Consider the following 15898-nt stretch of genomic DNA (forward strand, 5'->3'; position numbering starts at 1 on the left):
GGGGTTTCCAATCATGACGATTGGAAACCCCCTCTTTTCTATTGATTATCTGGTATGTGCTTTTGTTCGCCGTTTGCCCGCGTTCAGTGAATTCGTTGCCATAAAACCTTAAACAGCCATGTTATCGATTCCGGCGTTCAACGTGTCATTGCTCCTCCTGTGTTTCAGGAAGAGCAATGGAAACTTATTCGCGGGCCTGCAAAGCCTTCAGCATGTCGACCTGGCATATGCGTCGCATCACATAAAGTCCGAGAACGAAGGCCACCAAAACGATGATGACGAGGGGCACGATGAATTCCGAATAAGTGAACTTGGGGTCGAACATCATGGTATTCGGCGCCACTCGGCCGATGATGATGCGGTGGAGCCCCATGCCAAGGCCTATTCCTGTGACGATGCCGAGAACGGAAAGCATTATGGTTTCACGGTAAATGTACAGTGTCGTTTCGGCGTTCGAATAGCCCAGAACCTTGATGGTGCTCAATTCTCGCACTCGTTCGGAAAGATTCAGGTTGTTGAGATTGTAAAGGATGACCACTTCCAGCAGTATCGAAGCCAATGTCAGCACTTCCATCAGAATCGTCAGGGCATTGGCCAGCACCTGTGTCTGGTTGATGAACATCGAATTCTGAGCGACCGAAGCGATGCCGTCGATATGCATGAACTGTGCCGCCTCATGCCGTGCATTGTCCGGGCTGCGGTCCTTCAGCTCGGTCATGGTCGCGTTCGTCACGTACTTTTCGTGGAAGATCTTTTCATAGGCGTTCGAACTCATGAAAATGAAATGTCCGATATACATCTCACAGATCCCGCTGATCGGTACAACATGCGTGTTGCCTTCGCTGTCTTTGACGATGATGTCGTCTCCGACGCCTGCCCCGGTCATCTTGGAAAGGTGCTCGGAGATGACCGCACCCGTGTTTTTAAGTGCGAGTGGCGTGTGCTTGGTACGTTCCTGGAGCCTGACGAAACCGTCGAGATTGGATTTCGGCGGTACGGCGATGAGGGTGATGTCCTGTTTGGAATCACGCGGGCCGGCATTCATCGTAGTGTGCTCGTAGTGGATGTCCTTGTAGTTTTTGATGGCGGTGCTATGGAGCTTTTTGTTGATTGCCGTTTGTTGGTCTGGCTTGATATCGGGCCGTTGCGCCGCAATCAGATCATAATCGATAATGCCGTCTTTGTATTGCAGGTCGGTGATGGTGCCTATCGAATGCTGTACGCCGATACCGGCTACTAGAAGCGCCATCGACCCGCATACGCCGACGATGGTCATCAACGTGCGCATCCGGTAACGGAATATGTTGCGCATGGTGATTTTGTACTTGAAATTCAGAGCATTCCAGAGCCATTTGATTTTTTCCAACGCGATTGAGGAACCGCTGACCGGTGGCTTGGGGGAAAGCAGGGTACGGGTGTGTTCCTTCAGTTCGCGATGGGCGGCGATATACGCAGGCAGTACGGTCACGGCCAGTGCGAGCACAAGGGAAAGTAGCGTGATTGTCCAGTTGAATTGCGGTGCGATGACAGGCACGGCGAAACCGACCCCATAGGCCTTGTAGAAGATTTTCGGCATGGCGAATTCGCCGGCAAGAGCGCCTACCAAGCCGCCGATGATACCAGCAGTACAGCCATAGACGAGGAATTTCTTGATGACGTCTTTGTTGGTATAGCCGAGAGCCTTGAGTGTACCAACGTTGATGCGATCTTCCTCGACGAAACGGGTCATCGAAGTGAATGTCAGCAAAGCGGCGATCAGGTACATGAAGATCGGAAAGATGGTGGCCAATGAATCGATGACGCGGGAAATCGTCTCATATGAGTTGTATCCGGTTCCTCCCGGTACTTCAGCTCGGGAAAGCACCTGGTAAAGCGCCGGGGACGGCTTGGTGACCGTCTGCTGCATTGGTGAATTGGATTGGCTCGCCGTTTGCGTTTGTTGGGAGGTATCGGTCGATAGGTCGGTACCACGGTTGTCAAGGTCGTCGTTCAGGATGTCTTTTTCCCGGTGCATTTTCTTGACGTAGGCATCGGAAAAATGGTCAGGTAGTGAATCGAGCACGTTGTAGCGCAGGCGGGCGATGTTGTATGGGCCGGGATTGAAGGCCTGCGGTACCACAACCGCGTATCCGTCCAACGAACCTGAACCGGAATCGGATTGGCCGTGGTTGACCGGACTGATGATTTCCGGGGAACGGACGATGCCGGTGACTTTGTAGTCCGTGTGTTTGAGCATCGTGTGGCCGGCGGCGTCCGGTTTTTCGTCGAAAGATATTGTGGAACCGATATGATGACTGTTGCCTATATGCTCGTCCAAGGCGATTTCGTTGGGCTTGTGCGGCATCCTGCCTTTACGCACCTCGTAGCTTGAAATCGACTTGGTGGAGGAGAATATCCGTACGCTGTCGTCGTGATGTTTTACTGCGACATCCTTGAACGAGCCGTATTCCACTTTCGTTACGTCTTGTGTACCGTTGATGGCGTTGATGGCGGAATCGTCGAAACCGGTTTTGCCGATTACCGAAATGTCGGCTAGATGATGTTCGGAAAAATAGTGGTCGGCGGTCGAACGCATATCAGGGCCGGTGACGCTAAGCCCGACAAGGGCGAAAGAGCCCAGGGCCACCATGCATACAATCGAGATGAAACGGCCGACGGATTTGCCGAGCGAACGTTTGATGTCGAGCCAGAGCATTTTGTGTGAGATCTTGTGCCGTTTCAGCGGTAAGGCATTGCGGTATTCGATGGAGAGCGCAATGTTTTTTGCGGACCGGCGGCTATGGGATTGTGCGGTCGCCCCGTTACCGGTATGCTGCTGCGACATGTTCGCATGACTGCGCGGCGGAAGGTCGATGTGGACCGGTGTGGTGCGGACATTGCTCGCATATGAGATGTGCTTTGATGCCGAGGGCCGATGCGGCAAAGAAACGGACGGTAGGGAAGGCGAGGCTGTCGGGTATTCCTTGGCGTGCGTGGTGTGGCGCGCATGGCGTCCGGAGACCGGTATTTGCGGTAATCGGGGTGTTGACGGGTTGGTGTCATCAATTGTGGTTTTGGCTGCGCGAGAGGTTGTGCGGCCATCCGTGGCTGAGCTGTCGGCTACGCTTTTCTTGGGGATCGCGATCTTGTGTTGGCCAATTGTTTGAGATGCAACTTTGTCGGGCAGCGGAAGTGAGACATGAGGCTGATGGTTTTGCGATGCCGAAGCTTGAATTATGGAAGGTTTCAAGGTTGGCTGTTCTCGTTTTGACGGCTTTGTCGTGAAGGATTCCTCCAATTCATGATAGTCGTGTTGTTCGAGCTGGGCGGTGTCTGATGGCGACTGGGCTGATTCTGGTGCCTGTGTAAAGTCGATAGATTCGGCAGCATCGGTTGATTTGACGAAGTTGCGCGATGAGGAAGGTGGAATGGCGTTATGCGGGTTCAAGGATGCCATCACCACTCCAAAGTGTCGATGTCAATCGGGTTGGGGTTCTCCTCGATGTTGGTGATTTTGGCATCGTGCATATGGATCACACGGTCGGACATGGGTGCGATGGCCGAGTTATGGGTCACGATAATCACGGTGGCATTGTATTTGCGGCTCGTGTCCTGCAGAATGTGCAGCACCTGTTTGCCTGTCTGGTAATCAAGGGCGCCGGTGGGCTCGTCGCATAGCAGGATTTTCGGACGCTTGACGATGGCGCGGGCAATGGCGACGCGCTGCTGTTCGCCGCCAGAAAGCTGGGAGGGGAAGTTGTTGGCTCGATCTTCCAAGCCCACGCTTTTCAGCACGCTCATGGGATCGCTCGCCCGCTCGACGATTTCGGAGGCAAGTTCGACGTTTTCCAGAGCCGTGAGATTGGGGACGAGATTATAGAACTGGAAGACGAAGCCCACTTCGTAGCGACGGTATTCTGAGAGTTCTTTGGCGTTGTATTCTGCGATGTTCTCCCCGTCGATGACGACTCTTCCCTGATCGCAGGAGTCCATCCCGCCCAGAATGTTGAGCAGAGTTGATTTGCCGGTACCGGAGGCGCCGAGAATCATGACCAATTCACCTTGGTTGATGGAGAAGCTGATGTCGTTGTTGGCTATAAGCTTTGAGCCGCCGGAATCATATCGTTTGACTTCGTGCTCCACGTCAATATAGCTCATTACTTCCTCTCTTTTGAAAGTTTCCTCTTGCTCTGTTACAAGCGTCTGTTAGACGAACTCGACGATAACATAATAGTCTCCCGGAAATGGATTCATCAACTTTGATTAGGTGGATATGGGGAATTCCCTCGAAACGCCGGATTTTGGCGGATCGTCCGGCTGTGTCCGTATTGCTCTTGGCTCAATGGACATTCTTCGGTTTTGCTGTCAGACGAATGTCGTTTTCTGCGAAGCCTAACGCTATGGTGCTTTAAAAATAGCGGCTATCGGCGTATAATAAGAAAGTTGCGTGTTCGGGGGGTCGGAGCATGCAAACGATTGACACACCCCTCAAGTGCCTAAAATGGCAAAAGTATATTGAGGTTTCAAACTTGCAAGAAGAACGTGTTTCCACACAAACGAAACTATCCATTGCGGCAGCGGCTCTGCTTTCGTTCACAGGCATCCTTACCGAGACTTCGCTGAACGTCTGCTTCCCCACGATGACCCGCGAATTCGGTCTGCCGCTTTCCACCATCCAGCTGCTGACCTCTGGCTACCTGCTGATGGTCACCATCGTCATGAGCACCTCGTCGTTCCTGCTCAAGCGTTTTGACACCCGCCTGCTCTTCCGTTGGGCCATCATCGTCAGCCTCGTCGGCACGGTTCTGTGCTGTTTGCCCTTGAACTACTGGCTTCTGCTGCTCGGCCGTCTGCTTCAGGCTGCGGCCACGGGCGTCTCCACACCGTTGATGATCAACGTCATCCTCGCGCTGGTGCCGGTCAGTCGGCGCGGCACGTACGTGGGCATCGCCAACATGGTCACCTCCTTCGCGCCCGCGCTCGGGCCCACTTACGGCGGCCTCATCAACCACTACTTCTCCTGGCGCATCATTTTCGTGTTCACGCTGCCCCTGCTTGTCATCGCGTGGATTCTGGGCGAGACCAATCTGCGCTTGAAGGCCGAGGGTGCGGGCAAGTCCTTCGACGGCATCGGCTTGGTGTTGTTGAGCTTCTTCATGGTCAGCTTCACCGAGATCTTCGACCAGTTCGGCGCTGGCGGCGGTTGGTCGTACAAAGTCGCCATCGCCATCTGCGCGGCAGCGGCTCTGCTCGGCCTGTTTATCTGGCGTTGCTTGGCCTCGAAGTCGCCATTGCTCAATTTGCGTCTGTTCAGGAAGCCAATTGTGGGCCTGCGCGGCGCAAACTACGCCATCCTGCAGTTCATCAACATCGGCAGTTCGTTCCTGCTTCCGGTGTTCGCTGAGAACTTCCTCGGCATCGATTCACTGACCGCCGGCCTGATGCTCCTGCCGGGTTCGCTGCTCGGTGCTTTCATCGCCCCGTTCGTCGGCAAGCTTTACGACCGTCGTGGCCCGACGTTGGTGCTTCTGATTTCCAACATTTCGCTGATTATCGGTGCGACGGCTTTGTGGGCCATGACCGGCAAGGCAACGGTTGCCATTTTGACGCTGCTTTACATGTTCCTGCGTGCCGGTTTCAACTTCGGCTACGGCAACACGATGTCGGACGCCAGCAAATTCGTCTCCGGGGCGCAACAAACCGATTTCAACTCGCTGTTCAACGTGCTGCAGCAGTATGCCGGATCGCTCGGCACAACCGTGCTTTCCGCTTCCCTCTCCCTGAGCGAGGCCCATATTCCGCACAATGTCAAGGCGGCGTCGGCGGTCGGGGCGACGAATGCCTTTGCCCTGGTGATTGTCTTGGCGCTAGTGGCGCTCTGCATCACCCTGGTTTCCATCAAGGTGCGCAAGAATCCATCTGTCGAAATGCAGGCTGTAGAGGTGTGACCAGTCGCTTCGTACGAAGTCGCGCCTTATCTGTCACTTTTTACTTGCTTGTGTGGGGTTGCTAAGTAAAAGACACATTTACAGCTTCTGTTTGTCGCTTTTTACTTGGATGTCATCAGCAAGCAAGTAAAAAGCGACAATTACGACCATCAACGGGAATGCAGTCGGTCGAGGGTGGGTGGTTTCTGCGCTTCATTAATTCTTACGGGTTATTTAGATCAGTCAGATCCGGTATGTGCCGCGCGGTTTGCTATGGATGTGGATACATTTGGGATACTTCGCACTATCGCGGAAATTGCCTCGGAAAATCAAAAATCCGCGGAACCTTACGATTCTGCGGATTTCATCTGTGCCCCCACGGGGATTCGAACCCCGGACACGCTGATTAAGAGTCAGCTGCTCTAACCAGCTGAGCTATAGGGGCGCTGGTCTAAAACTACAAGAGCCAAGAGAACAGTATACAGACGCTTCCGATATTGTGCAAGGCGGTGTGTCGCCCTGGGTCTTGTCTTCCTAGCCTTGGAAAAATCGTTCGTGTGTTCTCTTTCATACGGGAAAGCAATGGCGGTTTGGCCATCGTTGGTCGACGGATGATGGATTGCTGTATGTGGAATCGTATTTTCCTGATTATTGGTAAGAACGTTTGCCGGCTTTTTATACGGTTTATCATTATCTGATAATTTAATGTGGTTTGAATGGAGCGTCTTCCTTGATTGAACGGTAACCGTCTTCTTGATTCTATAAAAGCGTCAGTGGAATTCGGAATGGTGCCGACGGGTTTTATAGGCAACGCATAGGTGATTTTTAGGCTAAATTTCAATAAATCGTTGAATTAAAAAGTGATTTATATAACAAAAATATGAAAAAGAATAAGAAATAACCAAAATCGGAATATTTCAGCTTCATGGCGAGTTACACTTCTTATTATCGAACATGGATAAGTTCAACGTTCCGAACATACCATTTTCGAGACATGACTAAGAACGATAGATGTTCTGTGCCCAAGCTACGCGGTTGTGTGAGGGCGCCGTTCGTCGCACTCGAGAAGGAAGAATAATGAAATTCTCTCTTACCGCAAAACTCGCGGCCGAATTCATCGGCACAGCTTTCCTGATGATATTCGGAAACGGAGCCGTGGCCAACACCGAACTCAAGGGGACGAAGGGTCACGGCACCGGCTGGCTCAACATAGCAATGGGCTACGGTTTCGGCGTGATGTTCCCGGTTATGATGATTGGTTCCGTTTCCGGCGCGCACATCAACCCGGCCATGACCATCGGCCAGGCGGTCAACGGCCTCTTCCCGTGGTCCGAAGTCCTGCCCTATATCATCGCGCAGCTTCTGGGCGCAGCTCTGGGTCAGCTGATTGTCTACATCACCTACCTACCGTATTACAATATGGAAACCAATCCTGACGCCATTTTCGCGACGTTCAGCACCACCGAGGCTTCCAACAACAAAGTCGTCTACTTCCTCAACGAGCTCTTAGGCACCCTCGTCCTCGTGCTCGGCGCACTGTGCATGCTCTCCCTGCCTTGGGGCAAGAACGACCCGGCTGCTGCGGCCATCGTCGTCGGCCTCATCGTCTGGGGTCTGGTGACCTCCATGGGCGGCTCCACCGGCCCCGGCCTCAACCCGGCCCGCGACCTTGTGCCCCGCTTCCTGCACTGGATCCTCCCGATTCCCCACAAGGGTAGCTCCCGCTGGGGCGAGGCCTGGATTCCGGTCGTGGCCCCGATTGTCGGCGCCATCATCGGCGCATGGATCTTCAAGGTCTGCTTCGGCTGATTCACCCAAGGTCCCAAAGGCTTTATTTTTATAGCTGACTATGGCGGCGCGGTCTGTATTCGCAGATTGCGCCGTTTTATTGGCTCTGACGCCTGGCTTTAGGCTTTTGTGGTTTGCGTTCAGGCCGGGAAGTAATGGAAACGGTTTATCGAAAGTTCGGCTACAAGAAGATCTCACATTTCGGTTATTCCTCGGTTATTTTCGTTTGCGATGATTATGAAAATTGGCGGCACGCAGATTTTCCTCGTCACAAAGAATCTCTATTATTGACCCCGTAACCATTGAAGCCTTAGGCAGGAGACAGTGTGAAACGTGGGGGGCGGCCAGACTCGAGGTCTCCGCGCGGCAAAAAACCGGTGGGGGAATCGCCATCGAGTACTGTGCCAGGCGAGGCTGGCAAGGTCGTCAGGGCTTTTTTGCATGGGTTTGCAAGCGTCCTGCTTGCCGGCATCCGTGAGTTCAACCATGCCGTACGGCGCGGGTTTCGCTCGCTTCGTAATTTTTTGGGACTGAATCCTGTAAAAGCCTCGCATAAATTACACGACAAAACCGATACGGATTCGACGTCCCGTCGTGCTGCGGCCCACGGCGTCCAGAGTTCCCGCGTAAGAATGCCGCGTCAGGATTCTGCGATATCGCAAGGCTTCATCGGCTCCGTTCTCGGAAACGAAAGCGGCCGAAATTCTACCAGGAGGAGCGGGGCGAGACGAAGGTCTGGCAGCGCAACGCGGTCGGTGACCAAATCCGTTTACCTTATCCGCCGCGTCGTCGTGGCAATAGTGGCTTTGGTAGTGGTCATTGCCATCGTCCTGGGCTGCAGGGCTGCGATATCGGCCGTCGGCCATCACCATGATTTGGCAAGCGGGCAAAATTCCTCCCAGGTTGCCAATAAATCGAAGCGAACGAATCCATCAAAAGACACCGGTAAAAGGAAACCGCCGAAACCGGATACCGGCAAGGCGAACGGGCAGGAGGCCCTGACCGATCACAGCCGCGCGGTGATCGCCGCGACGGCGCAGAAGACCGCGGCAGCCAGCGGCAAACCGGTCCATCAATACTCATATTGCGTGGGCAGCAAAGGCGATGTGGGCGATTCCAGTGTGCTGCAGAAGTTTGAAAATGTCGTTTTCCGTACATTGAACGACCCGCGCGGGTGGCCGCGTGCCGGCGCCACCTTTGCCTACAATGCCAATTCCAGCCATTGCGATTTTGTCATTTACTTCTCCCAGGCTTCGCAGATGAGGACGTTCTCGACCAGCTGCTCCAACGACTACAGTTGCTGCGTGGGCAACAACGTCATTATCAACCAGGACCGCTTCAACGGTGCCACGCCGCAGATGCTGTCCGCCGGGATGAGCCTCGACCGCTATCGCGAAATGATAGTCAACCATGAGACCGGACACTGGCTCGGCCACCTGGACAACCAGCCTTCCTGCCCGGCTGCTGGTGCCACTGCGCCGTTGATGCAGGAGCAATCCATGAGCCTGCGCGGCTGCACGCCCAACGAATGGCCGCTGGCTTCCGAACTGTGGGTGAAATGAGCGGGCGCACGGGCCGGTTTGCGCCCACCCCTTCCGGGCGGATGCATATCGGCAACGTCTACGCGATGCTTGCCGCTTGGCTTTCGGCGCATGCCGGCGAAGGGAATGGGTTCATCGGTTCGGGCCGGGGCGATGACGGCGATGGGCAACGCGGCAAGGTCTTGTTGCGCATCGAGGATGTGGATGGACCGCGTGCTCGTGAAGACGCCGACAAATGGATTATGGACGATTTACATTGGCTCGGGTTGGACTGGGATGGCGAGCCGGTCTATCAGTCGCAGCGCACCGAAATCTATGAGGAAGCGTTGCGTTCGCTGGAATCAGTGAGTCTGAGGGATGTCGCTGACTATGATTTCCCTCATTGCGAGAACGTTGTTTTTGATGGTTCGAATGATTTCATAAACTCTTGCGATAATCTTGAAGGCAAAGTTATTCAAGACGCTAGCGAGCAATCGTGTATAAAAGATTCCTGGCTGACTGATTCTGCGACGGCAAACGGATTTCCGCTGGTTTATCCTTGTTTCTGCTCACGGGCGGATTTGCGTGCGGCGTCGGCCCCGCAAGAGGGCGACCGGTTTCTGATCTATCCCGGAACGTGCCGGAAACTTTTGGCCGAGCACCCCAACGAAGTGCGTTTACAACTTGAGGCGGGCCAGCGTCATTCGTGGCGTATAGCGGTGCCGGAAGAAAGCGCGCGAGGAAGCGTTGTCGAGTTTGATGATCGAGTATTCGGCCACCAGCGTTTCGATTTGCCGCTCCAGGCCGGCGACACGGTTATTCGCCGTTCCGACGGCATCTTCTCCTACCAGCTGGCAGTAGTGGTCGATGATCTTCTGATGGGTATCAACGATATCGTGCGTGGCCGTGATTTGTTGCGCTCCACGGCGTTGCAGATCTGGATTCAACGGGCGTTGGTTGCGTCCGGTTTTGCTTCAAAATACGGAAGCGAGCAGGTTAATAATTCGAACTATGCGCACTTGCCTTTGATCGACGACCCGGCTGGTGTCCGTCTGGCCAAACGCAAACATTCGCTGGATATCGGCACGTTGCGAGCGGAAGGCGTTAAACCCGAACAGGTTATCGGCTATTGTGCGTGGCTGCTCGGTGTCCGCAATCCTGAAAATGTCCACATGCCGGACGCTTCCGGTCCGGTTGCCATGAGTGCGCGTGAAGCCTTGGAATGCTTCACCTGGAGTAGCGTCCGTGCGGACAAATCCGATCGCATTTTAAGCCCGAATTGGGCAGAGGAATTTGACAGCGGCAAAAACGAAAGTGTAGGCTAAACATCAATAATTAAAAACACTGCAAACCGATGAAGCGGGGAAGTAGGCGGAAACGCGCGATGAGCGAGCCTGGGATGGTGAGAGCCGGGACGAGATGCGAACCGTTGAGTGGGCCGCTGAGGGCGCACCGATTGGCCGGATGGATTTCGACCATGAGGCTGCGACGTAAGGCATACGTCAGTTGCCAAAGACGTGTTGGCGTCTGATAAGGGCACGGGAGACCGTGAACCAAGGTGGCACCGCGGGCATATATTCGCTCGTCCTTGGCTGTAATTGACAGCTGGGACGGGCTTTTTTAGTCCCAAAATGAGGCGAAGGCCTCTGGGAGGTGCCCATGGTGACCATAAGTGCGGATGCTACGGCAGGTTCGAACGGCGGTGCGGCCGTGCGCGGCGCTGCGAGCGAAAGTAGATACGCGGGTATCACGCCGACACTTGATGAAGTGCGAGAACTTGCGAAAACCGGCAAATACCGCCGCATTCCGGTGATGCGCGAACTGCTCGCCGACCGTTTGACCACCATCGAGGCTATGCGCAGGGTGCGTGCGGCTTCCAACCATTGCTTCCTGCTGGAAAGCGCCGAGGCCGACCAACGTATGGGACGCTACAGCTTCTTGGGATTCGCGCCGACGCTGGAGCTGACCTGCAAGGCCGGGGATTTGACCGTCAAGCGGGTCGCTCCCGCAGGGTCAAACGCTGAAGATGTGGTCGTTGAACACAAGCACGTCGATCACCCGAGTGATGCGATCCGCAAGGTGCTCGCCCAATATTCCAGCCCTCGTCTCGAAGGGTTCCCGCCATTCGCCGGCGGCCTGGTGGGTTATTTCTCCTTTGGCTACTTTGCTTACGCCGAACCGACATTGCGGCAGGAAACCCGCGACCCGAAGGCCTTGCCCGATGTTGATTTGATGCTCTTCGACCAGCTCATCTCCTTCGATTCCTACAGGCAGCGCCTGCAACTCATCGCCGGCGTCGACACCAATGATGTGGACGCCTCCTACGAGCGCGCGATCGACCAGATCGAGCAAATGCAGCAGATTCTGGATAATGGCAAGCGCTACGACTTCAAGCCGCTGGAACTTGAGGGACCGCTGCAACTGACGCTTAACCGCGAACAGTACGGTTCGATGATTCATAAGGCCAAGGAACACATCTATGCCGGCGATATCTTCCAGGTCGTGCTCTCCAACCCCAGCGTGGCACAGGCTTCCGGCAGTCTTTTCGATGCCTACCGACTCATGCGCGCCGAAAACCCAAGCCCGTACATGGTCTTCATGTCCAGCGACGACATCGAAATCGCCGCCGCCTCGCCCGAAACGCTGGTACGCCTCGAAGACGGCAAGCTGCTGACCTACCCACTCGCCGGAACCCGCCCGCGCGGCGCGACGCCGGAAGAGGACAAGCTCATTGAGCAGGACTTGCTGAGCGACGAAAAGGAACTGGCCGAGCACAACATGTTGGTCGACCTCGGGCGCAACGACATCGGCCGCGTCTCCAAACTCGGCAGTGTCGAAGTCGAACGGCTGCACGATATCCTGCGGTTCTCGCATGTCATGCATATCGGTTCCACTGTCGCCGGGCAGCTCGCCGACGGCAAGGATGCGCTGGATGTCATTGACGCGGTACTGCCGGCTGGAACGCTTTCCGGGGCTCCGAAAATCCGCGCCTGCCAGATTATCTCGGAACTCGAGGATTCCCCGCGTGACATTTACGGCGGGGCCATCGGCTACCTCGACTTCTCAGGCAACCTCGACACCTGCATCGGCATCCGCTTGGCCTTCAAGCACGACGGCAAGGTCTGCGTGCAGTCCGGCGCGGGCATCGTCGCTGATTCCAATCCCGACAAGGAATTCGAGGAATGCCGCAACAAGGCGCTCGCCGTCGTGGACGCCATCAATCAAGCGAACGGAGGCATCGCATGATCACCATCGTCGACAACTACGACAGCTTTTCCTACAACCTCTATCAGCTCATCGGCTCCATCGAGCCGGATGTCAAAGTGGTGCGCAACGACGACCTCGATGTCACCGGCCTCGCCGCGCTGGGCTCGGACGGCATCGTCCTTTCGCCCGGGCCGGGCAAGCCTGCGGACGCCGGAATTTGCGAGGACGTGGTACGCGAGCTTTCCGGAACGGTGCCGATTCTGGGCGTTTGCCTCGGTCATCAGGCCATCTGCGAGGCGCTGGGCGGCAAGGTCGTTCCCGCCGCGGAACTCATGCATGGCAAGGCCTCGCCGGTCGAACTCGACAATGATTGTCCGCTCTTCGCCGGGATGCCTGCTCGGATCCAAGCCGCGCGCTACCACTCGCTGGAAGCCGACAAAGCCACGTTGCCGGATACGTTGCGTGTCGTTGCACGCACCGCCGATTCGGACGAAATCATGGCCGTCCAGCACGTCACCGATCCGATGTTCGGCGTTCAATTCCACCCCGAAAGCATTCTGACGCCGCTCGGCAAGGATATTCTCAGGAATTTCATCGATGTTGTCGAAAGGTTCGGCAATTGAGCATAAATCTTTGGTTTTCAATATTTAGTAATTATTCAATTAGTAATACAAAATTATCCACCAATCAATCACAAGGAAGTAATAACAATGATCAGTGAAGCAATCGTCAAAATCGTCAACAAGCACGACCTCACCTATGACGAGGCCTACCAGGCCATGAAGGAGATCATGGGTGGCAAATCGACACCGACCCAGAACGCGGCCTTCCTCGCAGCGCTCTCCACCAAGTCGGCCGAGGCCGAGACCATCGACGAGATTGCGGGCTGCGCGGCCGCCATGCGCGAACTGGCCACCCCCGTTCCGCACCCCGGCATCGAGACGATCGACATTGTCGGCACCGGTGGCGACGGCGCCAACACCTTCAACATCTCCACCACCGCGGCCCTGATTTCCGCCGCCGCAGGAGCCAAGGTGACCAAGCACGGCAACCGCGCGGCCAGCTCGCAGTGCGGCACCGCCGACTGTCTCGAAGCCCTTGGCGCGAACATCTCGCTTTCGCCTGAAGAAGCCGTTGACCTGCTCAAGAAGGACAATTTCACCTTCCTCTTCGCTCAGCGCTACCACACCGCAATGCGCTACGTCGGCCCGATCCGCAAGGAACTCGGCTTCCGTACCGTCTTCAACATCCTCGGGCCTCTGACCAATCCAGCCCGTCCCGAATACTTCCTGCTCGGCGTTTACGACGAGTATCTGGTTGAGCCCATTGCCCATGTGCTCGAAAGCCTTGGTGTCAAACGCGCACTGGTCGTCTACGGTCGTGACAAGATGGACGAGGTCTCGCTTTCCGCCGAAACCGCGGCCTGCGAGCTGCGCGACGGCGAATACCATCCGATGACGCTGACTCCTGAGGAGTTCGGCCTGACCCGTTGCCAGAAGAGCGACCTGCTCGGCGGCACTCCTACAGAGAACGCCGCCATCACCCGCGCTATTTTGGGCGGCAAGGAGACCGGCCTGAAGCTGGAAGCTGCGCTGTTCAACGCCGCTTGTGCGCTATATGTTTGCGGCGTTGCCTCGTCCATCGGGCAAGGCGTGGAAATCGCCCGCCAGCAGATCGACTCCGGTGCCGCAACGAAGACGCTCGATGCGTTCGTCGCCGGTTCGCAGGCGTTCGCCAAGGCTGATGCTGATAAGTAAGGACCAAAGAAAAATGGCTGAATCCGAAAATATTCTGCAGCGCATCGCCGCCAAGACCCGCGAGCGCGTGGCCGAGGAAAAGGCACAGACTCCGCAGAGCGTGGTGGAGGCGCAAGCTCGTGAGGTCAACTCGCGGAAGGTTGCGGCGGGGGAGACTGGAGACGCGGCGTTTCCGTTCGAGCGTGCGCTGAAGGCTCCGGGCATGAGTTTCATCTGCGAGCTTAAGCAGGCCTCGCCGAGCAAGGGCATCATCGCGCAGGACTATCCCTACCTCGACATCGCCCGCGACTATGAAAAGGCCGGAGCGGCGGCCATCAGCTGCCTGACCGAGCCGACGTGGTTCAAGGGCTCCGACGAGCACCTGCGCCAGGTCGCGGCGGCGGTTGACATTCCGGTGCTGCGCAAGGATTTCATCGTCGACGAATACATGATCTATCAGGCCCGTGCCTGTGGCGCTTCGGCGGTGCTGTTGATTTGCTCGATTCTGAGCGACTTGCAGCTTGCCGATTACACCGCGCTCGCGCATGAACTTGGTATGAGTGCGCTGGTGGAGGCTTATCAGCCTGACGAGGTGCCACGTGCCATCGCCGCCGGTGCCCGCGTCGTCGGCGTCAACAACCGCGACCTGCGCACCTTCGACGTCGACTTCGACCACAGCATCAAGCTGCGCCCGACTGTCGGCCTCGACCGCGTCTTCGTTTCGGAATCGGGTGTGCGTACTCGTGCCGATGTCGAGGAACTCGAGGCCGCCGGCGTTGACGCGGTGCTGATTGGTGAGACGCTGATGCGTTCTCCCGACAAGACCGCGGCGCTCGCCGAGCTTCGCGGCGGTCCTGCGAATAATCCCGTTGCGGTTGAGAAGTAAGAAGCAGGAATAATGAACAATCCAACTGCATCGGCTCGGGCTACGTCTGAGGAACCGTCCGATATCCACGTGCCGTTTGAAGACAACGCAAGTATTTGCAATGCAATTGAAGAATGTGAATCATTAAACGGCGACACAAGTGCGCAATCGTCAAACGCCTACAAAGTCAAGCTTTGCGGGCTGAAACGCGAGCAGGATATGGACGCCGCCTTGGCGGCCGGTAGCGATGCCGTCGGATTCATTATCGACTTCCCCAAATCGCACCGTTCGATTTCTCCCGAACGCGTGGCCGAACTGGTCAAATATATGAAGGCCCAAGCCCGTGAAACCGGTGCGAATCCGCCGGCTGCGGTAGGGGTGTTTGTTGACCAACCTGCGCAGCGCGTGGCCGTGATTGCACGCGACGCCGACCTCGATGTGATTCAGCTTCACGGCCATGAAAACGAGGATTATCTCTCCGAATTACGCGAACAGGTAACTCTTCCAATCATGCAGGCGTTCAAGGTGCGCGAGGCGTTGGATGTGGCCGAGGCTCTCGAATCGTCGGCTGACATGGTGCTGCTTGACGCAGGCGCAGGCGATGGCAAGACCTTTGACTGGTCACTCGTTCGTGATGTGAATCGTCCGTTCATGTTGGCCGGTGGACTCAATCCGGGCAATGTGGCCGAAGCCATCCGCGCGACGCACCCCTTCGGTGTCGATATGAGTTCTGGCGTCGAAACCGACCACCTCAAGGACCCTGGCAAGATGTTCGCTGCGGTCAAGGCGGTGCGGGACGTTTCGAATAATGCGGAAGCCGGTGGTACCAACGATATGTAATGCAATAACAAGGTTTACAGGATAGCCGCTTCGATA

Annotated in this window: 11 protein-coding genes and 1 tRNA gene; 9 read left to right on the forward strand and 3 right to left on the reverse strand. The window is 55.9% G+C overall.

The genetic code is table 11. The annotated features are described in order from the left end of the window. Nucleotides 1-184: 184 nt before the first annotated feature. Nucleotides 185-3436: an ABC transporter permease gene (locus tag PT279_RS01310; RefSeq protein WP_277164704.1), complete on the reverse strand. Its 3252-nt coding sequence runs from the start codon at nt 3434-3436 to the stop codon at nt 185-187. Further along, entirely contained in the window at nt 3436-4137 is a 702-nt protein-coding gene (locus PT279_RS01315) for an ABC transporter ATP-binding protein (protein WP_277164706.1), read from the reverse strand. The genes PT279_RS01310 and PT279_RS01315 overlap by 1 nt, the downstream gene beginning before the upstream one ends. A 371-nt stretch (nt 4138-4508) precedes the next feature. Here PT279_RS01315 and PT279_RS01320 point away from each other — a divergent pair, with 371 nt between their 5' ends. After that, complete coding sequence (locus tag PT279_RS01320; protein WP_277164707.1) at nt 4509-5927, forward strand: MFS transporter; 1419 nt, start codon at nt 4509-4511, stop codon at nt 5925-5927. A 350-nt stretch (nt 5928-6277) separates the two neighbouring features. Here PT279_RS01320 and PT279_RS01325 read toward each other — a convergent pair. Then, nucleotides 6278-6351 (reverse strand) — tRNA-Lys (locus PT279_RS01325). A gap of 632 nt (nt 6352-6983) precedes the next feature. Here PT279_RS01325 and PT279_RS01330 point away from each other — a divergent pair. The 8 genes from PT279_RS01330 to PT279_RS01365 all read left to right on the forward strand — a co-directional run bounded on the left by PT279_RS01330 (nt 6984) and on the right by PT279_RS01365 (nt 15862). Beyond that, nucleotides 6984-7715, forward strand: a complete 732-nt coding sequence (locus tag PT279_RS01330; protein WP_277164709.1) for an MIP/aquaporin family protein — start codon at nt 6984-6986, stop codon at nt 7713-7715. A 305-nt stretch (nt 7716-8020) separates the two neighbouring features. Beyond that, nucleotides 8021-9256, forward strand: coding sequence for a DUF3152 domain-containing protein (locus PT279_RS01335; protein WP_277164711.1), 1236 nt, complete (start codon nt 8021-8023; stop codon nt 9254-9256). Beyond that, on the forward strand, nt 9253-10539 hold the full coding sequence (locus PT279_RS01340; protein WP_277164713.1) for a glutamyl-Q tRNA(Asp) synthetase: 1287 nt from the start codon (nt 9253-9255) through the stop codon (nt 10537-10539). The genes PT279_RS01335 and PT279_RS01340 overlap by 4 nt, the downstream gene beginning before the upstream one ends. A gap of 334 nt (nt 10540-10873) precedes the next feature. After that, a complete protein-coding gene (locus tag PT279_RS01345; protein WP_277164715.1) occupies nt 10874-12460 on the forward strand; it encodes an anthranilate synthase component I family protein in 1587 nt (528 codons plus the stop codon). Further along, nucleotides 12457-13044, forward strand: a complete 588-nt coding sequence (locus tag PT279_RS01350; RefSeq protein ID WP_277164717.1) for an aminodeoxychorismate/anthranilate synthase component II — start codon at nt 12457-12459, stop codon at nt 13042-13044. The genes PT279_RS01345 and PT279_RS01350 overlap by 4 nt, the downstream gene beginning before the upstream one ends. Before the next feature lie 87 nt (nt 13045-13131). After that, nucleotides 13132-14178, forward strand: coding sequence for an anthranilate phosphoribosyltransferase (gene trpD, locus PT279_RS01355; RefSeq protein WP_277164719.1), 1047 nt, complete (start codon nt 13132-13134; stop codon nt 14176-14178). A gap of 13 nt (nt 14179-14191) precedes the next feature. Then, entirely contained in the window at nt 14192-15043 is an 852-nt protein-coding gene (gene trpC, locus PT279_RS01360) for an indole-3-glycerol phosphate synthase TrpC (protein ID WP_277164721.1), read from the forward strand. A gap of 12 nt (nt 15044-15055) precedes the next feature. After that, nucleotides 15056-15862, forward strand: coding sequence for a phosphoribosylanthranilate isomerase (locus tag PT279_RS01365; protein WP_277164723.1), 807 nt, complete (start codon nt 15056-15058; stop codon nt 15860-15862). The last annotated feature ends 36 nt before the right edge of the window (nt 15863-15898 follow it).

This window comes from Bifidobacterium sp. ESL0784 (assembly GCF_029433295.1).
Classification (GTDB): Bacteria; Actinomycetota; Actinomycetes; order Actinomycetales; family Bifidobacteriaceae; genus Bifidobacterium.

Excerpts from the sequence above, each read along its gene's own strand:
- PT279_RS01315 (WP_277164706.1), bottom strand. The coding sequence starts at position 4,137 with ATGAGCTATATTGACGTGGAGCACGAAGTCAAACGATATGATTCCGGC.
- PT279_RS01310 (WP_277164704.1), bottom strand. The coding sequence starts at position 3,436 with ATGGCATCCTTGAACCCGCATAACGCCATTCCACCTTCCTCATCGCGC.
- PT279_RS01330 (WP_277164709.1), top strand. The coding sequence starts at position 6,984 with ATGAAATTCTCTCTTACCGCAAAACTCGCGGCCGAATTCATCGGCACA.
- PT279_RS01365 (WP_277164723.1), top strand. The coding sequence starts at position 15,056 with ATGAACAATCCAACTGCATCGGCTCGGGCTACGTCTGAGGAACCGTCC.
- PT279_RS01345 (WP_277164715.1), top strand. The coding sequence starts at position 10,874 with ATGGTGACCATAAGTGCGGATGCTACGGCAGGTTCGAACGGCGGTGCG.
- trpD (WP_277164719.1), top strand. The coding sequence starts at position 13,132 with ATGATCAGTGAAGCAATCGTCAAAATCGTCAACAAGCACGACCTCACC.
- PT279_RS01340 (WP_277164713.1), top strand. The coding sequence starts at position 9,253 with ATGAGCGGGCGCACGGGCCGGTTTGCGCCCACCCCTTCCGGGCGGATG.
- trpC (WP_277164721.1), top strand. The coding sequence starts at position 14,192 with ATGGCTGAATCCGAAAATATTCTGCAGCGCATCGCCGCCAAGACCCGC.
- PT279_RS01350 (WP_277164717.1), top strand. The coding sequence starts at position 12,457 with ATGATCACCATCGTCGACAACTACGACAGCTTTTCCTACAACCTCTAT.